Consider the following 21,150-nt stretch of genomic DNA (forward strand, 5'->3'; position numbering starts at 1 on the left):
AGAAAGTCTTATTATCAAACAATAGTTCATCTAATCTCAAAAAATAATAGGTGAGAATACTTTTATCTTCTAAAAAGCCATTGTTCAGGATTCATCTTTTGATTGTTTTTCCAAACCTGAAATTGAATTTCTGAAGTACCGTCATTGTCGGTATAAACTATCCCTAGTGGTTGTTTTGCGGTGACTTTATCTCCTTTTCTAACGCTCACCTCTTTTAGCTTAGCATAAACTGTAAAATACTCACCATGTTGAACCATAACCACATTATTCATACCTGGTATAAATGCTACATTTCTGACTTCCCCATCAAAAACAGCTCGTATCTCTTGATTTTCATTAGTTTGGATATCTACTCCGTCATTTTTGATTTGAATATTTTTATAAACAGGGTGCGGGTGAGTACCGAATTTTTGTGAAATAAAGCCAGAGCTTACAGGCCAAAACAACTTATTTCGGTTACCAGCAAATGAATCTGATAATTCTTTTGCTTCTGGTGTTAAAGCAAACTTTGTGGAAGATGCTCCCTTTGAGCTTTTCTCAATTTCCTTTTTAATTAAATCAGCAATTATTTTCTCTAAGTTTTTAACTGATTTTTTTCTATCTTCTATTTCAGATTTTATTTGTTTCTCTCTTTTGTTGAGTTCTGTTACTAAAGAGCTTTGTTGTTGCTTTAATTTATTTAGCTCTCTATTTCTGAAAATTTGTTCTTGCAAAAGTGTACTTTTTTCTAGTCTAACTTCTTCTACACTTTCTTTTTGACCTATCAATAATTGTTTGATTAACTCAATTTGTGCAGCTTGTTCTCTACGAATTTTCCCATAATATTCCATATACTTCAAACGCATGAACATTTCATAAAAAGACGAGGATGCAAACACATATGCTAGCTTACTAAGTGACTGATTGCTTTTTTGAGTGGCATATAACATTTTGGCGTACTCAACTTTCATTTTTTCCAAATCACTCTCCATTGAATTGATAATACTTCCAATCTCATTGAGCTTTTGATTCAATAAATTCAGTTCATTTGAAATGGAATTTGTTAAGGATTGCTGAGCCTGAATTTTATAATTCAAAGCATTTAATTGACCAATTGTAGCCCGCTTTTTGGAAGTTGTTTGATTTAAAATTTTCTCCGCTTCACTTATCTTTTGGAGATTCTCCTTTTTTTCTTTTTCTAACTCCTCTCTAGATTTTTGAGCATAAGAATCGTACCCAAAAATTAAAAAAAGACTTATAAGGCTAATATGGAAAAAATTAATTTTCATATTTACTTGGTACGCTGAATGGGAAAGAGATTGGAGTATTTCCTACTTCTACTTTTGAATGTTCGATTTGCACTTGGGTAGATTCTTCACCTTTTGTGCCTGCAGATATGATTTCAACAATTGCATTGAAGGGAAAGGCTTGTTGATCAACCAAATTAAATTCTGAAAATATAATTTCCATTTTACTTCCATCTGGAATTTCTCTCACCTTAATATTTTGGACTTTTCTGTCTTTAGCAGAGGCAGTAGTTTCCAATTCAAACCTTCCTCTTTTTTGATTAATCATTAATTCTCCTGCCTTTTTTGAGAAGTTATCATCATTTTTAAACTCAAAAACCTGATTTCCTAGCAAAATAGACTGTATCATTTCAAAATCTATTTCAAAATTCAAACTATTACTCAAGGATTTGAAATTATACCGATAAACATCCTTATTCACTCTATCCAGAAAAACTATTGTATCCTGACTTATAAAGCCTCTTGCCGCTTCAATCCCGAAAATAGGTGATACAGAAACCCAGATTATGCTATCTCTCTTCATTCTTATGCTAGCACTTGAGCTTAGGTTTCGGTCGGGAGAACTAAACCGAATTTTAGATTTTGCTTGTAGATAGTCAAAATCAAATTTTTCTAATGCATATTCCTTTTCCACAGATGAAGTAGGTAAAATCTTTTTACCACATGAAGTGAAGACTAAAACTGCGAAACAGATTAATACACTAAATAGACGCGTCATAATATTTTTTTTCAGATATTTTTTTGTCAATTAAATCAGAAGCCCCTCCTAAGGATTTTGCCTTCTTCCATACCTCTAAAGCCCTATCCTTATCGCCAGTTTTAAAAAGCGCATCAGCATAATGTTCAACTATGGTAGCGGAATTACTATTTTCCGCAGCTTTTTCTAAATACTTAAGAGCCTCTTCATACTCTTCCTTTTGGAATAAAACCCATCCGTGGGTATCTAGGAAGGTAGCATTATCAGGGTTCGCTTGCACCATTCTGGATGACAGTTCTTTAGCTCTGTCTAAATTTTCTTTTCTTAGAGATAAATAGTAGGCATAATTATTTATAGCAAAATAATTACTAGGATTAGCTTCAATTGCTTCTTCATAAGACCTAAATGATTTATCAAACTGCTGATTGGCATGGTAGGCATCACCCAATTGAGCCGCAAAAGTGCTTTTTAATCTTGGGTTACCATAAACAATAGATTTGCCTTGCTCCCAGTTCATAATGGCCATTTTATAATTCTTTAATGAAAAATGACCTGATCCACCATATAAATATAATACAGGCTGATTGGGGAAATAGGTCAAGGCTTCATCAGCATATTTTACCACATTTTTATAATTGGCACTTTCCATCTCAATGGATAATAAGTTTTGCCATAATTGAAGATTATCACCATTAATGTTTACTGCTTTACTATAAAAATATTTTGCACTATCTTTTTGATTCAATGCGAAATATAAATCACCATTTGCTGCATAAGCATTTGCATCAGTAGAATGAATTTTTATAATATTTTGACCTAATGCTTTCAGTTTTTCTTGTTCATTTTCAGATGTTATTTTTTGAATTAGTGCAACGAAATTATTCAGTTTATCTTCTAAAGGTATTTCCTCTGAAGTAAAAGCCTTTTCAAAATATGGTAGTGCTAACTCAAATTCTCCATTTTGCCTGTAAAGCTTAGCTAATTCCATTTGAACCAAAGCTTGATTTGGATAATCGTCCAAATATGATTTCAAATAATTAATAGCATCATCTTTTTTATCATTTGACAACATGATCTGAGCTACAGAAACAGCATAATCACCAATTTTCGGATAAGCATTTACTAATCTTTTTCCTTCCTCAATGGCTTCTTTTAATTTATTCTGCTTTAAATAAATTTTTTGCTTTTGAGTACTTACTTCTTCTAAAATACCTATCCTACTTTCGATTCTGTCATACGTATTCAGCGCCATATTAAGATCATTACTATATAAATAAAGCGCTGCAAGCTCTAATAAATAATCATCTGGAGCATTTTCAGAAAATTTATATAAATTTTCGTAAGTCTGAATTGCTTCAGAAAGACTTCCTAATTCGGTTTGTATTTCTGCTTTTAAAGCTTGGTAGTAATAATTGGATTGATCTTTCTCAGTTGATTTAGAGATGTAAAAAAGTGCTTGATTCTTATCATCACTATCTTTTAAAATTTTGGCGATTTGATAATTTAAAGCGGCATTTTCAGGCATAATTTGATGAGCCTTCATAAAACTATCCAAAGCTTTTGCTTTATCATCGATAGCTAAATGATGCATACCTTCAACGATTAGGAATTCTACATTAAAGCGATCCACTTTTAAAGGATCAGCTTCAGGTAATATATCTTCTTGTTGAGGTGTATCAGGAACTTGAGCGTACCCAAGTTGAGCCATCGCAATTAAAAGCAATACAAAAATGCTACTTACACTATTCCCTACCCTATTTAACACTATAAATTATTCAATTACTTTGTTGTAATCCCCTATACTCAAATCTTTAGCTGCTCCATTGTAAGAAACAAAATTCCCGAGCATACTGTCTTTAATTTGAGCTTCAGTAATATTTGTATTCGTTTGAATTATACTATTCTTAATTCTGCTATCTGCCACCTTAGTATCATCTCCTATGGAAACATGAGGACCAATAACTGAGTTCTCAATACTTACATTTTCACCCAAATACACTGGCGGGATAATAACTGAGTTGTTTATACTTGCTGATTCACTAATTAAATTCTCATGCTTAATAAACTCTAAATATCTTTGATTGGTATAAACGGTTGCATCTTTATTTCCGCAATCTAACCATTCAGTTACCGTACCAGGGCGTAATTTTACACCCTTATCTTTCATATTCTCAAGCGCGACAGTAATCTGAAATTCGCCTCCTGCGTCTTTAATATCATTATCTAAAAGATACTGTAACTCTTTTCTTAAATCTTCTCCTTTTTGGAAATAATAAATTCCAATGATTGCAAGATTAGAAACCGGAGTTTCAGGTTTTTCAATGAAATCAGTAATTACATTATCTTCATTTACCTTTACTACTCCAAAAGCTGATGGATCCTCAACTTTTTGAGTCCAAATGATTCCTTCCTCAGAAGTATCTAATTTGAAATCAGCTTTAAAGAGTGTATCCGCAAAGGCTACAACCGTATTTCCATCCAATAGCTCTTTAGCACACATGATAGCATGTGCTGTACCTAAAGCTTCTTCCTGATAATGGATAGAACCTTTTGCACCTACCGATTCAGCTATTTTTAGAAGACTTGCTTCAATTTCTTTGCCGAAAGATGATTTAATTATAAATCCTATTTTATCAACGTCACTTCCACAAACCTTAGCAATATCTTCAACTAACCTTTGTACAATAGGCTTACCCGCAATTGGCACTAAAGGTTTAGGGACGGTAAGTGTATGAGGTCGCATGCGTTTGCCCATGCCGGCCATAGGTATAATTATATTCATTTTTCTATATTTTTATTGAACCATATGGTTCTTTTAACATCGATTTTATAAAACTTCTTCAAGTTATGATTTTCCAGTGCTACCAAATCCACCTGCACTTCTTTCAGAATCTTCTAGAGTTTCTACTAAATTCCAATCAATTTGTTCATGTTTAGCTATGACCATTTGCGCTATTCTTTCTCCATTTTCGATCAGAAAGCTTTCATCTGAAAGATTAACTAATAAAACTTTCAATTCCCCTCTGTAGTCAGCATCTATGGTTCCAGGACTATTAAGCACCGTTATTCCATGCTTGTAAGCTAATCCACTTCTGGGTCTGATCTGTGCTTCATAACCTTTGGGTAATTCCATAAATAGACCTGTAGGAACCAATACTCTTTGCATGGGCTTCAAATTAATAGGCTCTTCCAAATTAGCTCGTAAATCTAAGCCTGCTGAACTTTCTGTTTGATAAGCTGGAAGTTCATTATTTGATTTATTGATAACGTTTACTTTCATAATTAGAGTTCTAAATTCAAAAGTATCAATTTAATTTATTGGAAAAAACCCTTTTGCGTTCATATAAATATACAATTAGGATAAAAATCAAAGTAATAAGTACTCCTAACGTATAATTCAGCCAAGATGAATCAGGTTTGAAATAAAAATAAGTAGCAATAAGTATTCCTGAGATTAAAATATTTAAAAATATCTTCCCTACCTGATATGGAATTTTAAAATACTTTTGACCGGTAAAATAACAATACACCATCATGCTAAAATACGCTAAAAGTGTTGCGATAGCTGCTCCAGTATAACCTAAAATTGGTATTAATATCAAATCACCTACTAAGGTAACCAAGCCTCCTAAAACACTAATATAAACTCCATAATAAGTCTTATCTGTAATCTTAAACCAAATACTTAAGTTTACATAGATTCCAAAGAATAATTTTCCTAAAAGTAAAATTGGAACTAAGAATAAAGCATCTCGGTATCCTGAGCCTCGAAGGAAAATCTGACCTATTAAATCGGCATTTAAACTCACCCCAACCCAAATTATTAAAGAAAGAGAAACAAAATAATACAATACTTTCGCGAATAACTCTGGTGCTTGTTTATCTTCTGCCTGACTGAAAAAGAATGGCTCTCCTGCATAACGAAATGCTTGTACTGCTAGCGCCATAAAAACACTTAACTTAAAGGCCGCAGAATAAATACCAATTGCAGCTTTTGCGTTTATTCCAGCATAAAAATCTTCTGGAAGAAGAAATTCGAATAATATTTTATCTAATTGTTCTACTGCAATACCAGCAACTCCCATTAATAATATTGGCCATGCATAAACCAACATTTTTCTTAATTTTATCCACTGTATTTGAAGATGAGCAGAAAAGATCTCTTTGTATAAAATCAAAATCATTGAAATATTCGCTAAGAGATTTGCTAAAAACACATAACCAATTCCAACGCTTTCTTTCGAATCCCAATTCATAAATCCTTTTTTTGCCAAATATGGGAAAAGCATTAAGAAAAGAATGTTGAAAGCTATATTTAAGACTATACTGCTCATTCTGGTAAAAGCAAATTTCTTTGCTTTATGCTCTAATCTTAATTTAGCAAGAGGAATAGCAATAATTGCATCGATAAAAAAGATTACCGCAAGGTAACGTACAATGTAAGTTTCAACAGATAATTTAAGAAAATTGATAATCTGTTCTGAGAATAAAAATATTGCTGAACTGAAAATTAAGGAGCTTATTAAAATGGAAGTAAAGGCCTGAGAGTAATAGCTATTATCTTTCTCTTTTGTAGAAAACCTAAAAAAAGCGGTTTCCATTCCATAGGTATAAATAATATTCAAAAAAGCAGCATAAGCATAAAGCTGATTTAGACTACCATATTCCGCCTCCAAAAAAATTGCCGTGTGAATAGGTACTAATAAGTAATTTAACAATCTTCCCAAAATGCTGGGTAATCCATATAAACCGGCTTCAGATGCTAACTTTTTAAGTGGATTCATCGCTGGGGGTTGGATGTTGGAAGATGGAAGCGGGAAGTTGAGATAAAGAGATCAAAAATAGGGAGATGACTACCAAAAAGATAATTTAACTCCCTATTTACCATTTCTATTTAATTACTAATTAAAAAATTACTAATTATTAATTAAACCTACTCTCCTTTGAACTCTGCTGCTCTTTTCTCTAAGAATGCTTTAGTACCTTCTTTAAAATCTTCAGATTTACAGCAAGCAGCAAAACTATTAGCTTCCGTTTGATAACCATTCTCTTCACCAGCATAGTAAGCATTTACGCTATCGATTACCATACCAATTGCTAATGGTGCTTTACTATTAATTTTATGTAAAATAGAATTAGCCAAAGTCATTAATTCTTCCTGACTTTCGGCTATATGATTCACCAAACCTAAATTTTTAGCTTCTTCGGCACCAATAAAATCAGCAGTCATCATTAACTCTAATGCTTTACCTTTTCCAATAAGCTGTGTTAATCTTTGAGTACCTCCATAACCTGGGATTATTCCTAGATTCACTTCAGGCTGCCCAAATTTAGCATTTGGTGTAGCAATTCTCATGTGGCAAGACATGGCTAATTCACATCCTCCACCCAGAGCAAAACCATTAACCGCTGCAAGCACAGGTTTATGGCATTTCTCAATCATTTCGAAAACTTCCTGACCATTCTCAGAAAACTTTCTGCCATTCATCTCATTTAATTCTGAGATTTCAGAAATATCAGCTCCCGCCACAAAAGCTTTTTCACCAGCTCCTGTGATGATTACTGACTTCACTTCAGGATTATCATAAATATCTTGAAAGGCTTCACGCAGCTCTTCAATGGTAGCTATATTTAAGGCATTTAGTTTTTCGGCTCTATTGATGGTGATGGTTAATACACCATTATCATTAGCCAGTTGTAGGTTTGCAAAATCAGCCATAAATGATTTAAAGTTTCTATTAAATCACAAATATAGCGTATGTAGCCCCAACCACAAAGGGCAAATGGTATTATTGAAAATTGAATCAAGTGCTTTTATTAAGAAAATAAGCCTTTATCGAACCATATCTACATTTAACCTATTAAAATAACTCATTTAAATCCAACTATGTGCTAATTATCGTAAATAGTCATACTTATGTAAGAAAGGCTAGTATTTCAACTAGTTTTTAAGAACTGAATAGTATCATTAGACGTATATTTGCATTATGAAAAAGGTAGGAATATTAATTCTGTTATTAACAAGTTTTCAAGCTTTTAGCCAATCAAGTTTTGATGAGCAAACTGGAGCCTGGACTGCAAACTCAACCTGGAATGGAAGCAATGCGCCAGGAACCACTGGTTTGAAAAATATAAATATTACGATTAACGGTACTGTTACTAGGACTGGTAGTTTGGATTTTGATCAAAATGCAAACATAACGATCAACAACAATACAGATGACAGTGATACTCTAATAGTTACGGGTGATCTTATTTTTAATAACAATACTGTTTTAACAATAAGAGGATCCAGTATATTAATTATACTTGGCAACTTAGAATCTAATAACAATATTATTGTTTCTTCAAGTGGTAAATTGGTAGTAGTAGGCTCTGCTTCTACAGGAAATAATACTAACATATCGAACAGTGGTGATTTTTATATTTTAGGTACAAATAATTTAGGAACTGGAGGAGGCAGTAATTATGCTGGTACTACACCTGGAGATGCTCAAGATTTGGTAGATAATGATCAGGCTTTAGCAGATTATCTTGTTAATGATCTAGGAGTAGTAAATTCAACTCTACCCATCGTACTAAAATCATTCTCAGCATCGATATTTAATAATAATATTAATCTAGACTGGATCACAGCCAAAGAAGAGAATTTCTCACACTTCGAGCTTGAACGTTCTTTAGACCAAAACAATTGGGAGCAAATTGGTAAAGTTCAGGGTCTAGGCGAAAGTAATTCAGATGTTTATTATGACTTTATTGATGAAAACGCTCCTTTTGGTAAGCTTTACTATCGTTTAAAATCTGTTGACATTGATGCTACTTTTGAATATTCACCAGTTGTAAGTATTGAGAATGGTTTTGAAGGGAGTTTAAGAATAATGCCGAATCCTGCTCAAAATGCTTCAAATTTAAAGATTCATGTTCCTGCCAAATTCAAAGAAAATATTGATTACGTAGGTTTATTTGACTTATCAGGAGTTAAAATTCAAGAATTCAGAAATTTTGATACTCAATCAAGTCTACAAATTGAAAAAGAATTGAAAGCCGGAATGTATATTTTAAAAGTAAATCACAATAGCTTACAAGAAAACATAAGAGTAATAATTCAATAACAAAATATAGATCAACAATAGGGTTAGCCTTGCAATTATTGCGGGGCTTTTTTATTTTAATAGGTTGACAAGTTTACAGGTTTTTAAAAGTTGTCAAGTTATTGATAAAGAAAAGATTTTTTCTAATTAATTGCTTCTGATCACTTAAAAATATTGCCATAATTAAATATTTGACAACAAGTTAACATATTAACTTGTCAACTTAATTAGTTAAAATCAAATTCATCAGATGATGATTGCTCTGGTACTTCTTCCTCACTCTTAATTTCTACCTCTGTGGTTCCTTTTTTGAATTTAGCTTCTTCGGCTTCTCTCATTTTACGAGCAATCTCCTTATCGTATTCCGTTACTTTAAATTCAGTTCTACGATTGGTTTCATGTTCCTCTTCGGTTTGAGCATCCTGAATTATAAGTTGACTTTCACCATATCCTCTGGCCTTAATTCTAGATGGATCTATACCCTGAGATATTATATAAGCCACTGCAGACTCTGCTCTTCTTCTTGAAAGATCTTGATTATAAGCTGCCTCTCCACGTGCATCGGTGTGTGAACTTAATTCAATTTTAATTGGAGGGTTGTCTTCCAAAATTGTAACTAATCGATCTAATTCTTTTGCGGCATCCGCTCGGATATTAGCCGAATCAAAATCATAATAAATATTTTCTAGCTCAAAGGCTTTATCTAAGATGATTTCTTCAAGCAAAATTTCGGTTTCAAAAACCTTATTAGTGATCAAAGCATCTAATTTAGATTTATCCAGAGTTTTACCTATAGTCGAAAAGGTTTTTCGAGTGGTGAAATAATTTTCTTTCTCGGCTATAATGAAATAATTTTCTTCTTCTGACACTCTGAAATTAAATTTCCCATCTTGACCTGTCATAATTTCCCCTAGCAATACACTATCAGAAGAAAATAATCTAACGCTAGTACCTGGTAATATCACCTCATCATCATTTTGATTACGGGTTGTACTAACTCCTGCTAAAAAGTAATTAACGATTTTAAGGTTAGGGTCTTCGTTTTTCCAAGTATAGATATCATCTCTGCCTTCACCACCTGGACGATCGCTTGAGAAAAAGCCTCTATCTGGCGAATACATAAAAACGCCAAAATCATCCTTATTAGAATTCATAGGCTTTCCAAGATGAGATATAGTGATTTTACCTCCTTTTCTTTCCGCTACGAAAATATCTAGCTTTCCTAAGCCTGGATGGCCATTTGATGAAAAATATAGTTTCCCATCTTGGGAGGTTGAGGGAAACATTTCATCACCTGGTGTATTAATTCGATCTCCTAAATTTCTTACATTCCCCCATTGGCCACGACTATTTACTGTAGCAGAATAAAGATCCACTCCGCCAAAACCTCCCTCTCGGGTGGAAGAAAAGTAAAGTGTTCGGCCATCTTCACTAAAAGCAGGAGTTGAATTCCAGGCATTTGGATCATTAATCCGCATTAATTCAGGTTCAGACCATTGACCACTGCGATAACGAGTAATGTATAAATTTACATCATTTTGGCCTTTACGCTTGCCGGTATTTCCACGAGCAAAAATCATAGTTCTACCTCTAGGACCAATTGCTATTGAGCCTTCATTTGCATCAGGCCAATTTATAATAGGAGGTAATTTTTCGATAGTAGTAGTATCAACATTTGCTCCCCTTGATTTCACTTGATAGATATCAGAAAAATTATCTCCTGTAGCTTTATATACTTTGCTATCTTCATCCCGGGTTGAAGTAAAATAAAGTTTATCATCATTAAAAAACGGAGCATATTCAGCTGCCGGTGTATTTATTTCCTGAAGATTTTTAACTGTGTAAAAAGTCTGATCTTCTAATATTTCATCAATATTGTAAAGATTATTTAATTGAAAATCAGCTAATTTTTTAAATTCATCATTATTAGCGTTGGGTAAGTAACTCTCTAATACTTCTTTGGCCTTTTTATAATTTGAATTTGCTTTTAATGACAAAGCATAATTATAATACACCTCATCTTCCTGATACCCTGAATCAATTGCAGCTTCATAATAAGGCGCTGCAATTTCTAATCTATTGGAAAGCCTGTAGGCTTCAGCTGTATAAAACAATGCTTGAGCAGCATTTTCATTTTTCCTAATAGCTGATTGATAGAGATCGATAGCTGAATTATACTCTCCTTTTTCAAATTTCTTTTCTGCTTTTTTATAAACAGAACAAGCATTAACAATAGAAAAGGTGAATATTAAAAATATGTACGCTTTGGTTTTCAATAGTTTAGTTTTTTACACTACTAAAAGAACGGAAAATAGTATAAAATCATACTTTCTCCTTAAAAAATCTTGACATCCAACTTTCAGAAGCTGGTATTAACCATTTAGAATTAAAATCGGCTTTTGTGGTCACCATATTATTAAAAGTAGGCAAATCAGCTGAGATTTCGTTTCTTTCAACCTTAGATTTAATGGAAGGAAGATTTTCTAAAACTACCTCCTCACCTTTTAGGAATGCAACTTTACTTTTATCCAATAAATTAACGTTTAATTCATTTTCGATTGCTCTAATAAAATGAACCGATTTATCAATTGAACAACCCGTAGCCTGTGATTTAGTCTCATCCACTGCGAGCACTATAAATTGATCATATTTCACCTCTATACTTGCATATAAAGTATTGTTATGAGCAGTCCAGGAGTCAACAAATGCTTTGCCATTCATCAAAATGAATTCTTTTTCATTTTCTGATAGTTTTCTATCTGCTTGATAAACCCACAATCTTGAATTGTCATCTAAATCACTAAAATTGGTATACATATCTAAAAGTAAATTATAACTTATTAATCGATCAGATTAACGAGCATTCTCCTCATTAAGTTTGAAGAATTTGTTTAACTACTTAAGAAGAATTTGCTGAAAAAAGTTTCTAACTATAATCATTGATCTAGCTAGAAACTTCTATTTTGAATTTTGATTAGGTTAACATTCCACCATCAACCTGAATTACTTGACCTGTAATATAGGATGACATATCAGAGCCTAAGAAAACGCATAAATCAGCCACGTCCTCAGGACTCCCGCCTCGTTTCAACGGAATAGCATCTCTCCATCCTTGAACAGTTTTTTCATCTAACGCATCCGTCATTTCGGTTTCAATAAATCCTGGAGCTATGGCGTTTGATCTAATATTTCTGGAACCAAGTTCTAAAGCCACTGATTTAGTAAATCCAATAATCCCTGCTTTTGAAGCAGCATAATTCGCTTGACCAGCATTACCTTTTACTCCAACAACTGAAGTCATATTAATAATTGATCCGCTCTTTTGCTTCATAAAAGTTCTATTGGCTGCTTTCACAGTATTGAAGCATGATTTTAAATTGATATTAATGACGTCATCCCACATTTCCTCCGTCATTCTCATCAATAAGTTGTCTTTAGTGATACCCGCATTATTTACCAAAATATCTAGGCTACCAAAATCAGCTACAACCCCTGCAATTAATTCTTCGGCTGCTTTAAAATCGGAAGCATCAGAACGATAGCCTTTAACTTTTACTCCATAAGCATCCGCCAATTCCTTTTCTAAAGCCTGACCTTTTTCAACGCTTGATAAAAATGTGAAAGCAACATTAGCTCCTTGCTCAGCATATTTTTGGGCAATTGCTTTACCAATCCCTTTAGATGCACCTGTAATAAGTGCAGTTTTTCCATCTAATAGTTTTGTCATAATAGGTTTGAAGTTGATTCTAAAAAGTCTAAAATTACAAGGAATAAGCTAATTAAGAAAATGAATATTAAAATAGCCTCTAAAAGAATATTTAATCGGTACGAATGGTATTTACTTAGCTTTATTCTTCTTTTGGCACTAAGTGTTCATTTATACTCTTCATGGGGTGGTTTAATATGGACTATTGACTCAAATACTTACTGGACAGCTTCAAGAAATATTATCAATGAAGGGAAATTAATTGCTGCTGATGGAGGCGCCTATGTTTTCTGGCCACCACTGTTTCCCATTACACTAAGCTTATTTAGTGAAAGTAGTTATTATGTATTTCACAGCTTCAGTTTCTTACTTGGTCTAATCTTTATTTATCAATTCTTAAAATTAAAACATTCAATTACGCTTAGTTTGATGGTCTTATCGGTATATACACTAACAGTATACCCTTACTTACTATCAAGTTTTCTATGGACTGAAGTAAATTTTATACTATTTCTATATTCAGGATTGTATTTTTTTCAAAAGTGGAACATGGATGAAAATAACCACAAATACTTAATGCTTGCTGGAATCCTGTTTTGCTTAATGTGTTTGCAACGGAATGCTGGAGTTTTTATAATAGTAGGATTGTCGATTTACTCTATCGCCTTTTATTTTAAAACTAGAAACTTTAAAAATTTTATTTCAACAGGATCCGTATTAAGTATATCTGTAATACCAGTAATTCTTTGGAATATCAATAGAAGAATATTGTTCCCTGAAGAATATTACATTTATCAACAACCATTTTTGACCGATTTTTTAAAAAATTTTAAAATGGTTTCAAATGAACTAATAAGATTAGTTTTGCCAATCGATACTGGATTAAACTCCTACATCATTATCATTCTGCTTTCAATGATAATGATGTCAATTATTTACAAGAAAGAAAGCTCTTTAACAATCACATTAATTTCAACTTATATTTTTCTTTTTATTACACTGCCCTTACTTGAAAAAAGCGATATTGGAAGATTCATAGCTCCAATCATGCCATTAATAATTCTACAAATAATTTCATCATCAAAATATTACATAAGTAAATTATATAAAAACAAAATTAAAAATGCTATAATCTTATTATTCTCTATCGTTCTATTATATAATATTGCTAGAACTATAAATAATGTTGAACAATGGAATTATAGAAGTGTTCATAATCCTAAGTCTGCTAAAATTTTTTTCTAGTCCCTTTTCCATTAAATTTGTCAGCAGAAAAAAGATTTCAAAATTTAACTAATCAATATTATGGCATCAAAATATGATATTATTGTTGTGGGTTCAGGCCCGGGTGGTTATGTAGCCGCTATACGTGCTTCACAGTTAGGTAAAAAAGTAGCGATCGTTGAAAAAGAGAGCTTAGGAGGTATATGCTTAAACTGGGGATGTATTCCTACAAAAGCCTTATTAAAAAGTGCCAATGTATTTGAATATATAAGCCATGCAGAAGATTACGGTATTAGCGTAAAAGATGCAAAAGCTGACTTCACTGGAATGGTAAAAAGAAGCCGTGGAGTTGCTGAAGGAATGAGCAAAGGTGTTCAGTTCTTAATGAAGAAAAACAAAATTGAAGTTATTGATGGCTTTGGTAAACTTAAAAAAGGTAAGAAAGTAGAAGTTGACAATAACGGTAAAAAGACTGAATACTCAGCTGATCATATCATATTGGCCACTGGTGGAAGAGCCAAAGAATTACCGAACCTTCCTATTGATGGTAAAAAAATCATTGAATACAGAAAAGCGATGAGCCTTGAAAAACAGCCTAAGAAAATGGTTGTAGTAGGTTCAGGTGCAATAGGTGTTGAGTTTGCTTATTTCTACAATTCAATCGGTACTGAAGTTACGATTGTTGAATTTATGGATAGAATTGTTCCTGTTGAGGATGAAGAAGTTTCTAAAGCATTAGCTAAAACTTATAAGAAAGCTGGAATCAATATCATGACTAGCTCTGAAGTAACTTCTGTAGATACTAAAGGAAGCGGTTGCAAAGTAACCGTTAAAACCAAAAAAGGTGAAGAGAAGTTAGATTGCGATGTAGTTCTTTCTGCAGTTGGAGTAGCTACTAACTTAGAAAATATTGGATTAGAAGATGTTGGCGTTTCAACTGATAAAGGAAAAGTATTAGTTGATGATTATTATAAAACTAATGTAGATGGGGTTTATGCTATAGGTGATATAGTTCATGGACCAGCATTAGCTCACGTAGCTTCAGCCGAAGGTATTATCTGTGTTGAAAAAATAGCGGGAGAAAATCCTGAGCCATTGGATTATAAAAACATACCAGGTTGTACGTATTGCAGCCCTGAAATTGCTTCTGTTGGATATACTGAAAAACAAGCAAAAGAAGCTGGATACGATTTAAAAGTTGGTAAATTCCCATTCTCTGCATCAGGAAAAGCTAGTGCAGCAGGCGCTAAAGACGGTTTTGTAAAATTAGTATTTGACGCGAAATATGGTGAATTACTAGGTGCTCATATGATTGGTGCTAATGTTACTGAAATGATTGCTGAAATTGTTGCAGTTAGAAAATTAGAAACTACAGGACATGAATTGATCAAAACGGTTCATCCTCACCCAACTATGAGCGAGGCCGTGATGGAAGCTGCGGCAGCTGCTTATGATGAGGTGATTCACATTTAAGAGACATCCTCAACCCTGTCAGGTTTTATTCTTAAATAAGGAGTAAACAGGATAACAAACTTCCACCTTGCTTTCAAAGTGAAACCTGACAGCTTACAATACCAATAAATTAAAATAAAAAGCTGTTTAGCAGATTTAATCAAATGAATCTAATAAACAGCTTTTTTATTGCCATATTATCATTTATTTTAGCACAACATTCTTAAACTTATACCTATAGCACAACAAATTAAAATATCTGAAGAAGTTCTTGTTTCAGAACTTAAAGCACAAAAAGAAAGTGCGTTTGAATATCTTTATGATAATTACAGTGGTGCTATATATGGTGTTATACTTCGAATAGTAAAATCTGAGGATGTAGCACAGGAGGTACTTCATGATTCCTTTATAAAAGCATGGAAAAAAATTAATTCATACAGTGCTGAAAAAGGTCGATTATACACTTGGTTAGTCAATATTAGTAGAAATGCCTCAATTGATAAGTTAAGATCAAAAGAAATAAAGAAAACTAGCAAAACCGATTCAGTATCAGACAACGTACATAAGATTGACAATGCAAATTCAACTGAACAATCTATTGATGGAATAGGCTTAGATAAGGTTTTAGATAAGTTACCTGAAGATTTAAGGTTTGTAATTGAGCAAATGTATTATAAAGGGTATACGCAATCTGAAATCGCAGAAGAGTTTGATATTCCGTTAGGAACTGTTAAAACGAGGGCACGAACTGCTATGCGTTCATTAAGAGAATTATTATTGTGAGTAAAATAGAAGCATACATATCGTCTGGAGTAATTGAAGCTTTTGTTTTGGGTCAGTTAAATGAACCTGAAACAAAAGAATTATTACAGTATGCAGAAGAGCATGAGGAGGTAAGAAAAGCGCTTGATGAAGCGGAAGAAACTTTATTTCTTTTAGGAGAAAAAGATAAAGTCGTTCCACCAGCTAATGTAAAAAATACACTTTTTGATGAATTAGGGATTAAATCATCACAAGCTAATAATGGGGTTAATATAGAAACTCCAAAATCATCAAAAACAATTAATTTTTACCCATATTTTTCAGCGGCTGCCAGTATTATTGCGATAATAGGCATTGTATTAAGTGTTTATTATTACAATTTATGGCAGGATACAGAGTCAAGGTTATCTACCATCATTGCTGAAAACCAAACGATGGCCCAGCAATACAATGTAGTTAAAAACCAGATGGATCAATATGCCGCTAATATTGAAATTTTACGTCAACCAGGGATTGAAAATGTTCCAATGAAAGGGCTGGATATTGCCCCAGAAGCTCAAGCAATAGTGCATTGGAATAAAAAAACGAATGAAGTCTTTTTAAATGCTAAATCAATGCCTTCCAATGATGTGAATAATCAATATCAGTTATGGGCTATAGTAGATGGAACGCCTGTTGACATGGGAGTGTTTGATGTAGCAGGCGATATGACGAGTCTACTGAAAATGAAGACTACTGGCAAAGCCTCAGCCTTTGCGGTAACCCTCGAACCTAGAGGTGGAAGCGAAAACCCTACCCTAGAAAAAATGTATGTAATCGGACAGATTTAAAATATATAACGGCCTTCTTGACTTTTCTTGCATCTGTTTTAGATTGTTACAATAATTACATTTTTTTTATATCTTTAAAGTTATTTTTATATTAAAATAACTTATGTTATGAAAAGAATAATATTGTCTCTGTTAATTTTTACAATTTCTTTTACAACTATTGCGCAAAACACCTCTGCAAGTGAACAATTTACTGACTGGGATAATAATGGTGGGTGGTCGAATGGAACATCACCTGGAGCAGTTACTTTTTTTGAAGATATAGAAATAGACGGGAGTGTAGTAAGAATTGATGATTTAGATTTAAATTTAGGATCAGTACTCACAATTAACACCGGTGATTCATTAGTTGTAGATGGAAATCTTAATGTTAGCTCGTCTTCAGAATTAATAGTAGAAGAAGGCGGATACTTATATGTAAATGGAAATCTAGTAAACGAAGGTTCCTTTATAATTTTTGGAGATTTTACAAATGATGGGATAATTGCTGTTTCTGGAAATTATATAGAGAATGGTTTAGGCGATTTAAATACAGGTACAAATAGTAATTTTTACGTAAATGGCACTAGCGATGATCCTGGCAATACTGATGGGATAATACCTCCTGAAATTCAAGCAATTTACAATACACTCCCAATCGAATTAAAAAGCTTTGAAGGAATTTTAACCCAAAATAAAACGACAGAATTAAAGTGGATAACCGCAAAAGAAGAAAACTTTTCGCATTTTGAGATTCAGAGATCAATCAATAATCAAGATTTTGAAGTGATTGGAACTGTAAATGGCCTGGGCGAAAGTAATTCTGATGTATATTATAGTTTTAATGATAAAAATGTTCCTTATGGCATTGTAAGATACAGACTTAATGCTGTTGACATAGATGAAAGCTTTGAACTATTTGAAGCCATTGAAATTCAAAACACATTTAGTAGTGAATTAAAAGCATTCCCTAATCCCGTTACAGATTTTTCTAAATTAAGAATTGTGGTCCCCCAAGATTTATCTGGCAAATTGAATAAAGTGGCTTTATATGACAATGCTGGAAGCTTACTTTACAGTCAAACAAATTATGACCCTATTGATGGGAAGATTGAAATAGAAAATATTAAGGAAGGAATGTATATTTTAAAAATCACTCATAATGGTTTAACCGAAAATTTGAGGATATTTAAACATTAAGATCGAAATTAAAGAATGTAATATTCTGAAAAACAAAAACCGTTTAGGATCATCAGCTTAAACGGTTTTTTTAATGTTCCCTATAAAATATGAAATCAACAATTAGTGCATAAATAACCTACTAGATAATTATCCACTTGAGGGGATTGTAGGGGTTTATATGTCAGAATCTATTTCTTACTCGCATTAAAAAGCTTTTGCTTTTCATCTTTGGACAAGCTTTCATAGCCTTTTTCTGAAATCTTATCTAATATTCTATCAATCTCTTCCTGTTCAGATGCAGAAGAAGAACTACATAAGGATGAATTACCATTTGACTTTTGATTAGATGATATACTCTTTTTGTAGGTCACTTTAAACTTTTACTTTTATTTGAACAGACTTTAAAAAAGACTTAAGATTATAGAAGTTTGAACAGAAGTGATTCTTCCTAAAATAATATTTTATTTAACCGTTGAGTAATAATATATAATTTACAATATATAATCTTTAATTTTTAATATTAAATCAGTTTATTATTACATATGGTGAAGCTACGGATAAACACATAATTATTTTGCGATTAAGATTTTGAACAGAACATTATTTTAATCATCAAACTTTAGAAACATATGATAAAAAATATTCTCATTTAAATTAACCTAGAAAGGAACCTGTCTATAAATAAAGAGTTAGTTTTTAATATGACTTTTTGAATAATCTAGGTAAAAATACTCACACTAATAATATAAGGTTATGTAAATTCACTTAATCTAGATAATTGCCTATAAAAAATTACAAATGTAAATACTCTTAAACAATAGGAAAGCATTCGATCCTCTGTTACTCTACTTTTATAATTACAAACAAAACAACAAGGATCATGAAATACTTCTTCACAGCTTTCTCAGTTATTTGTATTTTTTACTTATTTCCAATCTGTGCACAGAATTATAAAACTCTTAATGAAAAAACTATAAAATGGAGTGAAGGTTCCGGGTGGATAAGTTATGCTAGTCCTGGCAACCAGCTTTACGGATTAGAAATTAGCATAGAAGGTACGGTTATTTTTGACAGCATTGATTATAATTCCTCATTAGTAATCGATGGTTATGAAGAAAATGATGAAGGGATTATCACTGTTGATAGCGGAGATTCACTAACAATAAATGGTGATTTAATTGTTGAGCCTGGAGGTAAAATTATCGTTAAGAAAAATGCAGTTGTTCAGATTAATGGAAACTTATTGAATAAAGGACTTTCCTCATTAGGAACGCCATATGCAGGGGGAGATATAATTAATAATGGAATAATCTTTGTCTCAGGAGATTATTCGCAGCATGCAGGAGCTACGCTAACGAATGGCGATAGTAGTATTTTCACTGTTGAAGGAATAATTGATGAGAATAAAAATTATGATTCAGAAAACTCAACTTTGCCGATTAAACTTAAAAGTTTTACTGGGGTTTTAACAGCTAGTAGCACTATTGAATTGAATTGGGCGACAGCTAAAGAAGAAAACTTTTCCTTTTTCGAAATTCATAGATCAGTAGATAACCATGCTTTTGAAGTCATCGGTTATATAACGGGTACTGGAAACAGTAATACAGAAGTTGAATACAATTTTACAGATGATACCCCTCCATTTGGATTATTGAAATACAGGTTAAAAGCAGTTGATATAGACGATAGTTTTGAGATTTTTCAATCTATAATAATTAAGAATACTTTTAGTAATCAAATAAAAGCTTATCCTAATCCGGTTTCAAATACTACAGATTTAAGGTTATTAGTTCCTGAAAAATTATCAGGTAATATAAACAAAGTAGATTTACAAAGTACTTGTGGTAGAATGCTTTACAGTCAAACTAATTTTGATCCAGCAATTGATAAAATCAATATAAATGGACTGAAGGAAGGAATGTATATTTTAAAAGTAACATATAATGGTGTAACTGATATACTCAGAATTTTCAAAAGTCAATGATATTTAGAACCCTAAGCTAATGAAAAAACCGTGTTCTTTACTTGCTATTTTTTACTCGCATTAAAAAGCTTTTGTTTTTCATCCTTGGACAAGCTTTCATAGCCTTTTTCTGAAATCTTATCTAAAATTCGATCAATCTCTTCCTGTTCAGATGCAGAAGAAGAACTACTTGATGATGAAGTACTACTTGACTTTTGATTAGATGATTTACTCTTTTTGTAAGTCACTTTAATCTTTGGCTTTGATTTGAAAAGATTCTGAAAAAAACCTAAGGTCATTTGAATCCACAGACCGAAGTCCGTCCCTGCCTGAAGACCTCTAACGTAAAGAAAGCCGATTGCAGCACCCCCTAAGTGAGCAATATTACCCCCTGCATTCGGACCAGCAGAATTCAATAAAGATAACACTATGTAAACCGCAACTATGTATTTTATTTTAACTGGTCCTATTAATATCAAATGGAATCTATGATCAGGCAATAAGGTTGCAGATGCTGTTGCCACTGCATAAACTGCAGCTGAAGCTCCTACCATACCAGAGGTGGTTCTGTCTGCAAGAAAAGGTATTAGGTTATAGGCTAAAATAAATACAACCGCTCCTGCCAGTGCTCCTAAAACATATAAGTTGACTAATTTGGCACTACCCAAATATTGAGAAATGAGCATTCCAAACCAATATAAAACCAACATATTCAATAATATATGAAAAAAGCCTGCATGAGAAAATGCATAGGTAATGATGGTCCATGGTCTGTAAATAAATCGACCTAAATCAGGTGGGATAGTAAATTGAGCATCTACTATTGCATATAATTCATTAGTACCAGAAAAAGCTCCTATTACTCTAATTAATCCTAAACCAACAAACACAATGGCGTTGATAATGATTAATTGATTTAATGCATTATTTGGTCGCTTAAAGTTTTGTCTTAATTCATCAAAAAATCCTGCCATCTTA

At 32.6% G+C, this 21,150-nt stretch carries 19 protein-coding genes; 7 read left to right on the forward strand and 12 right to left on the reverse strand.

Going from position 1 to position 21,150, the window contains the following annotated elements:
- Nucleotides 1-62: 62 nt before the first annotated feature.
- The 7 genes from QYS47_RS14170 to QYS47_RS14200 all read right to left on the reverse strand — a co-directional run bounded on the left by QYS47_RS14170 (nucleotide 63) and on the right by QYS47_RS14200 (nucleotide 7,702).
- Nucleotides 63-1,268, reverse strand: coding sequence for a murein hydrolase activator EnvC family protein (locus QYS47_RS14170; RefSeq protein ID WP_308356048.1), 1,206 nt, complete (start codon nucleotides 1,266-1,268; stop codon nucleotides 63-65).
- The gene (locus QYS47_RS14175; protein WP_302123697.1) at nucleotides 1,258-2,004 is read right to left on the reverse strand and encodes a DUF4292 domain-containing protein; all 747 of its coding nucleotides are present in this window, start codon (nucleotides 2,002-2,004) and stop codon (nucleotides 1,258-1,260) included. Before QYS47_RS14175 ends, QYS47_RS14170 begins: the two co-directional genes overlap by 11 nt.
- Nucleotides 1,988-3,748 (reverse strand): tetratricopeptide repeat protein, encoded by a 1,761-nt coding sequence (locus QYS47_RS14180; RefSeq protein ID WP_322346876.1) that lies wholly within the window; start codon nucleotides 3,746-3,748, stop codon nucleotides 1,988-1,990. Before QYS47_RS14180 ends, QYS47_RS14175 begins: the two co-directional genes overlap by 17 nt.
- 6 nt (nucleotides 3,749-3,754) lie before the next feature.
- The gene (locus QYS47_RS14185) at nucleotides 3,755-4,765 is read right to left on the reverse strand and encodes a sugar phosphate nucleotidyltransferase (RefSeq protein ID WP_322346877.1); all 1,011 of its coding nucleotides are present in this window, start codon (nucleotides 4,763-4,765) and stop codon (nucleotides 3,755-3,757) included.
- 63 nt (nucleotides 4,766-4,828) lie between these two features.
- Nucleotides 4,829-5,263, reverse strand: coding sequence for a dUTP diphosphatase (gene dut, locus QYS47_RS14190; RefSeq protein ID WP_302123691.1), 435 nt, complete (start codon nucleotides 5,261-5,263; stop codon nucleotides 4,829-4,831).
- A 25-nt stretch (nucleotides 5,264-5,288) separates the two neighbouring features.
- On the reverse strand, nucleotides 5,289-6,767 hold the full coding sequence (locus QYS47_RS14195) for a lipopolysaccharide biosynthesis protein (RefSeq protein ID WP_322346878.1): 1,479 nt from the start codon (nucleotides 6,765-6,767) through the stop codon (nucleotides 5,289-5,291).
- Nucleotides 6,768-6,916: 149 nt separating this feature from the next.
- Nucleotides 6,917-7,702 carry an enoyl-CoA hydratase/isomerase family protein gene (locus tag QYS47_RS14200; RefSeq protein WP_302101653.1) on the reverse strand — a complete coding sequence of 262 codons (786 nt, stop codon included), beginning with the start codon at nucleotides 7,700-7,702 and terminating at the stop codon, nucleotides 6,917-6,919.
- 268 nt (nucleotides 7,703-7,970) lie between these two features.
- Between QYS47_RS14200 and QYS47_RS14205 the strand changes: the two genes are divergently transcribed.
- Complete coding sequence (locus tag QYS47_RS14205) at nucleotides 7,971-9,095, forward strand: T9SS type A sorting domain-containing protein (RefSeq protein WP_322346879.1); 1,125 nt, start codon at nucleotides 7,971-7,973, stop codon at nucleotides 9,093-9,095.
- Between the two features lie 206 nt (nucleotides 9,096-9,301).
- Here QYS47_RS14205 and QYS47_RS14210 read toward each other — a convergent pair whose 3' ends face one another.
- From QYS47_RS14210 to fabG, 3 genes are all read right to left on the reverse strand, one after another.
- The gene (locus QYS47_RS14210) at nucleotides 9,302-11,350 is read right to left on the reverse strand and encodes an OmpA family protein (protein WP_322346880.1); all 2,049 of its coding nucleotides are present in this window, start codon (nucleotides 11,348-11,350) and stop codon (nucleotides 9,302-9,304) included.
- 46 nt (nucleotides 11,351-11,396) lie between these two features.
- Entirely contained in the window at nucleotides 11,397-11,891 is a 495-nt protein-coding gene (locus QYS47_RS14215; protein WP_322346881.1) for a hypothetical protein, read from the reverse strand.
- Nucleotides 11,892-12,048: 157 nt separating this feature from the next.
- Entirely contained in the window at nucleotides 12,049-12,801 is a 753-nt protein-coding gene (fabG, locus tag QYS47_RS14220; RefSeq protein WP_322346882.1) for a 3-oxoacyl-[acyl-carrier-protein] reductase, read from the reverse strand.
- A 60-nt stretch (nucleotides 12,802-12,861) separates the two neighbouring features.
- Here fabG and QYS47_RS14225 point away from each other — a divergent pair, with 60 nt between their 5' ends.
- From QYS47_RS14225 to QYS47_RS14245, 5 genes are all read left to right on the forward strand, one after another.
- Nucleotides 12,862-14,025 carry an ArnT family glycosyltransferase gene (locus tag QYS47_RS14225; protein ID WP_322346883.1) on the forward strand — a complete coding sequence of 388 codons (1,164 nt, stop codon included), beginning with the start codon at nucleotides 12,862-12,864 and terminating at the stop codon, nucleotides 14,023-14,025.
- Between the two features lie 60 nt (nucleotides 14,026-14,085).
- A complete protein-coding gene (gene lpdA / locus QYS47_RS14230; RefSeq protein ID WP_407660337.1) occupies nucleotides 14,086-15,477 on the forward strand; it encodes a dihydrolipoyl dehydrogenase in 1,392 nt (463 codons plus the stop codon).
- Nucleotides 15,478-15,711: 234 nt separating this feature from the next.
- A complete protein-coding gene (locus QYS47_RS14235; protein ID WP_322348405.1) occupies nucleotides 15,712-16,239 on the forward strand; it encodes an RNA polymerase sigma factor in 528 nt (175 codons plus the stop codon).
- Complete coding sequence (locus QYS47_RS14240; RefSeq protein ID WP_322346884.1) at nucleotides 16,236-17,048, forward strand: anti-sigma factor; 813 nt, start codon at nucleotides 16,236-16,238, stop codon at nucleotides 17,046-17,048. Before QYS47_RS14235 ends, QYS47_RS14240 begins: the two co-directional genes overlap by 4 nt.
- A 108-nt stretch (nucleotides 17,049-17,156) precedes the next feature.
- Entirely contained in the window at nucleotides 17,157-18,227 is a 1,071-nt protein-coding gene (locus QYS47_RS14245) for a T9SS type A sorting domain-containing protein (RefSeq protein WP_322346885.1), read from the forward strand.
- A gap of 170 nt (nucleotides 18,228-18,397) precedes the next feature.
- Here QYS47_RS14245 and QYS47_RS14250 read toward each other — a convergent pair whose 3' ends face one another.
- Nucleotides 18,398-18,580, reverse strand: a complete 183-nt coding sequence (locus QYS47_RS14250) for a DUF6576 domain-containing protein (RefSeq protein WP_322346886.1) — start codon at nucleotides 18,578-18,580, stop codon at nucleotides 18,398-18,400.
- Between the two features lie 509 nt (nucleotides 18,581-19,089).
- Between QYS47_RS14250 and QYS47_RS14255 the strand changes: the two genes are divergently transcribed.
- Nucleotides 19,090-20,193, forward strand: coding sequence for a T9SS type A sorting domain-containing protein (locus QYS47_RS14255; protein WP_322346887.1), 1,104 nt, complete (start codon nucleotides 19,090-19,092; stop codon nucleotides 20,191-20,193).
- Between the two features lie 44 nt (nucleotides 20,194-20,237).
- Here the strand turns inward: QYS47_RS14255 and QYS47_RS14260 are convergent, their stop codons facing one another.
- A complete protein-coding gene (locus QYS47_RS14260) occupies nucleotides 20,238-21,146 on the reverse strand; it encodes a rhomboid family intramembrane serine protease (protein WP_322346888.1) in 909 nt (302 codons plus the stop codon).
- Nucleotides 21,147-21,150: the final 4 nt, after the last annotated feature.

The sequence above is a fragment of the Marivirga arenosa genome (genome assembly GCF_030503875.2).
GTDB classification, from domain to species: domain Bacteria; phylum Bacteroidota; class Bacteroidia; order Cytophagales; family Cyclobacteriaceae; genus Marivirga; species Marivirga arenosa.

Bases quoted from the DNA above. Each gene is read 5' to 3' on its own strand.
- QYS47_RS14170 (WP_308356048.1), bottom strand. From the start codon at position 1,268: ATGAAAATTAATTTTTTCCATATTAGCCTTATAAGTCTTTTTTTAATT.
- QYS47_RS14175 (WP_302123697.1), bottom strand. From the start codon at position 2,004: ATGACGCGTCTATTTAGTGTATTAATCTGTTTCGCAGTTTTAGTCTTC.
- QYS47_RS14185 (WP_322346877.1), bottom strand. From the start codon at position 4,765: ATGAATATAATTATACCTATGGCCGGCATGGGCAAACGCATGCGACCT.
- dut (WP_302123691.1), bottom strand. From the start codon at position 5,263: ATGAAAGTAAACGTTATCAATAAATCAAATAATGAACTTCCAGCTTAT.
- QYS47_RS14195 (WP_322346878.1), bottom strand. From the start codon at position 6,767: ATGAATCCACTTAAAAAGTTAGCATCTGAAGCCGGTTTATATGGATTA.
- QYS47_RS14200 (WP_302101653.1), bottom strand. From the start codon at position 7,702: ATGGCTGATTTTGCAAACCTACAACTGGCTAATGATAATGGTGTATTA.
- QYS47_RS14205 (WP_322346879.1), top strand. From the start codon at position 7,971: ATGAAAAAGGTAGGAATATTAATTCTGTTATTAACAAGTTTTCAAGCT.
- QYS47_RS14215 (WP_322346881.1), bottom strand. From the start codon at position 11,891: ATGTATACCAATTTTAGTGATTTAGATGACAATTCAAGATTGTGGGTT.
- fabG (WP_322346882.1), bottom strand. From the start codon at position 12,801: ATGACAAAACTATTAGATGGAAAAACTGCACTTATTACAGGTGCATCT.
- QYS47_RS14225 (WP_322346883.1), top strand. From the start codon at position 12,862: ATGAATATTAAAATAGCCTCTAAAAGAATATTTAATCGGTACGAATGG.
- lpdA (WP_407660337.1), top strand. From the start codon at position 14,086: ATGGCATCAAAATATGATATTATTGTTGTGGGTTCAGGCCCGGGTGGT.
- QYS47_RS14245 (WP_322346885.1), top strand. From the start codon at position 17,157: ATGAAAAGAATAATATTGTCTCTGTTAATTTTTACAATTTCTTTTACA.
- QYS47_RS14255 (WP_322346887.1), top strand. From the start codon at position 19,090: ATGAAATACTTCTTCACAGCTTTCTCAGTTATTTGTATTTTTTACTTA.
- QYS47_RS14260 (WP_322346888.1), bottom strand. From the start codon at position 21,146: ATGGCAGGATTTTTTGATGAATTAAGACAAAACTTTAAGCGACCAAAT.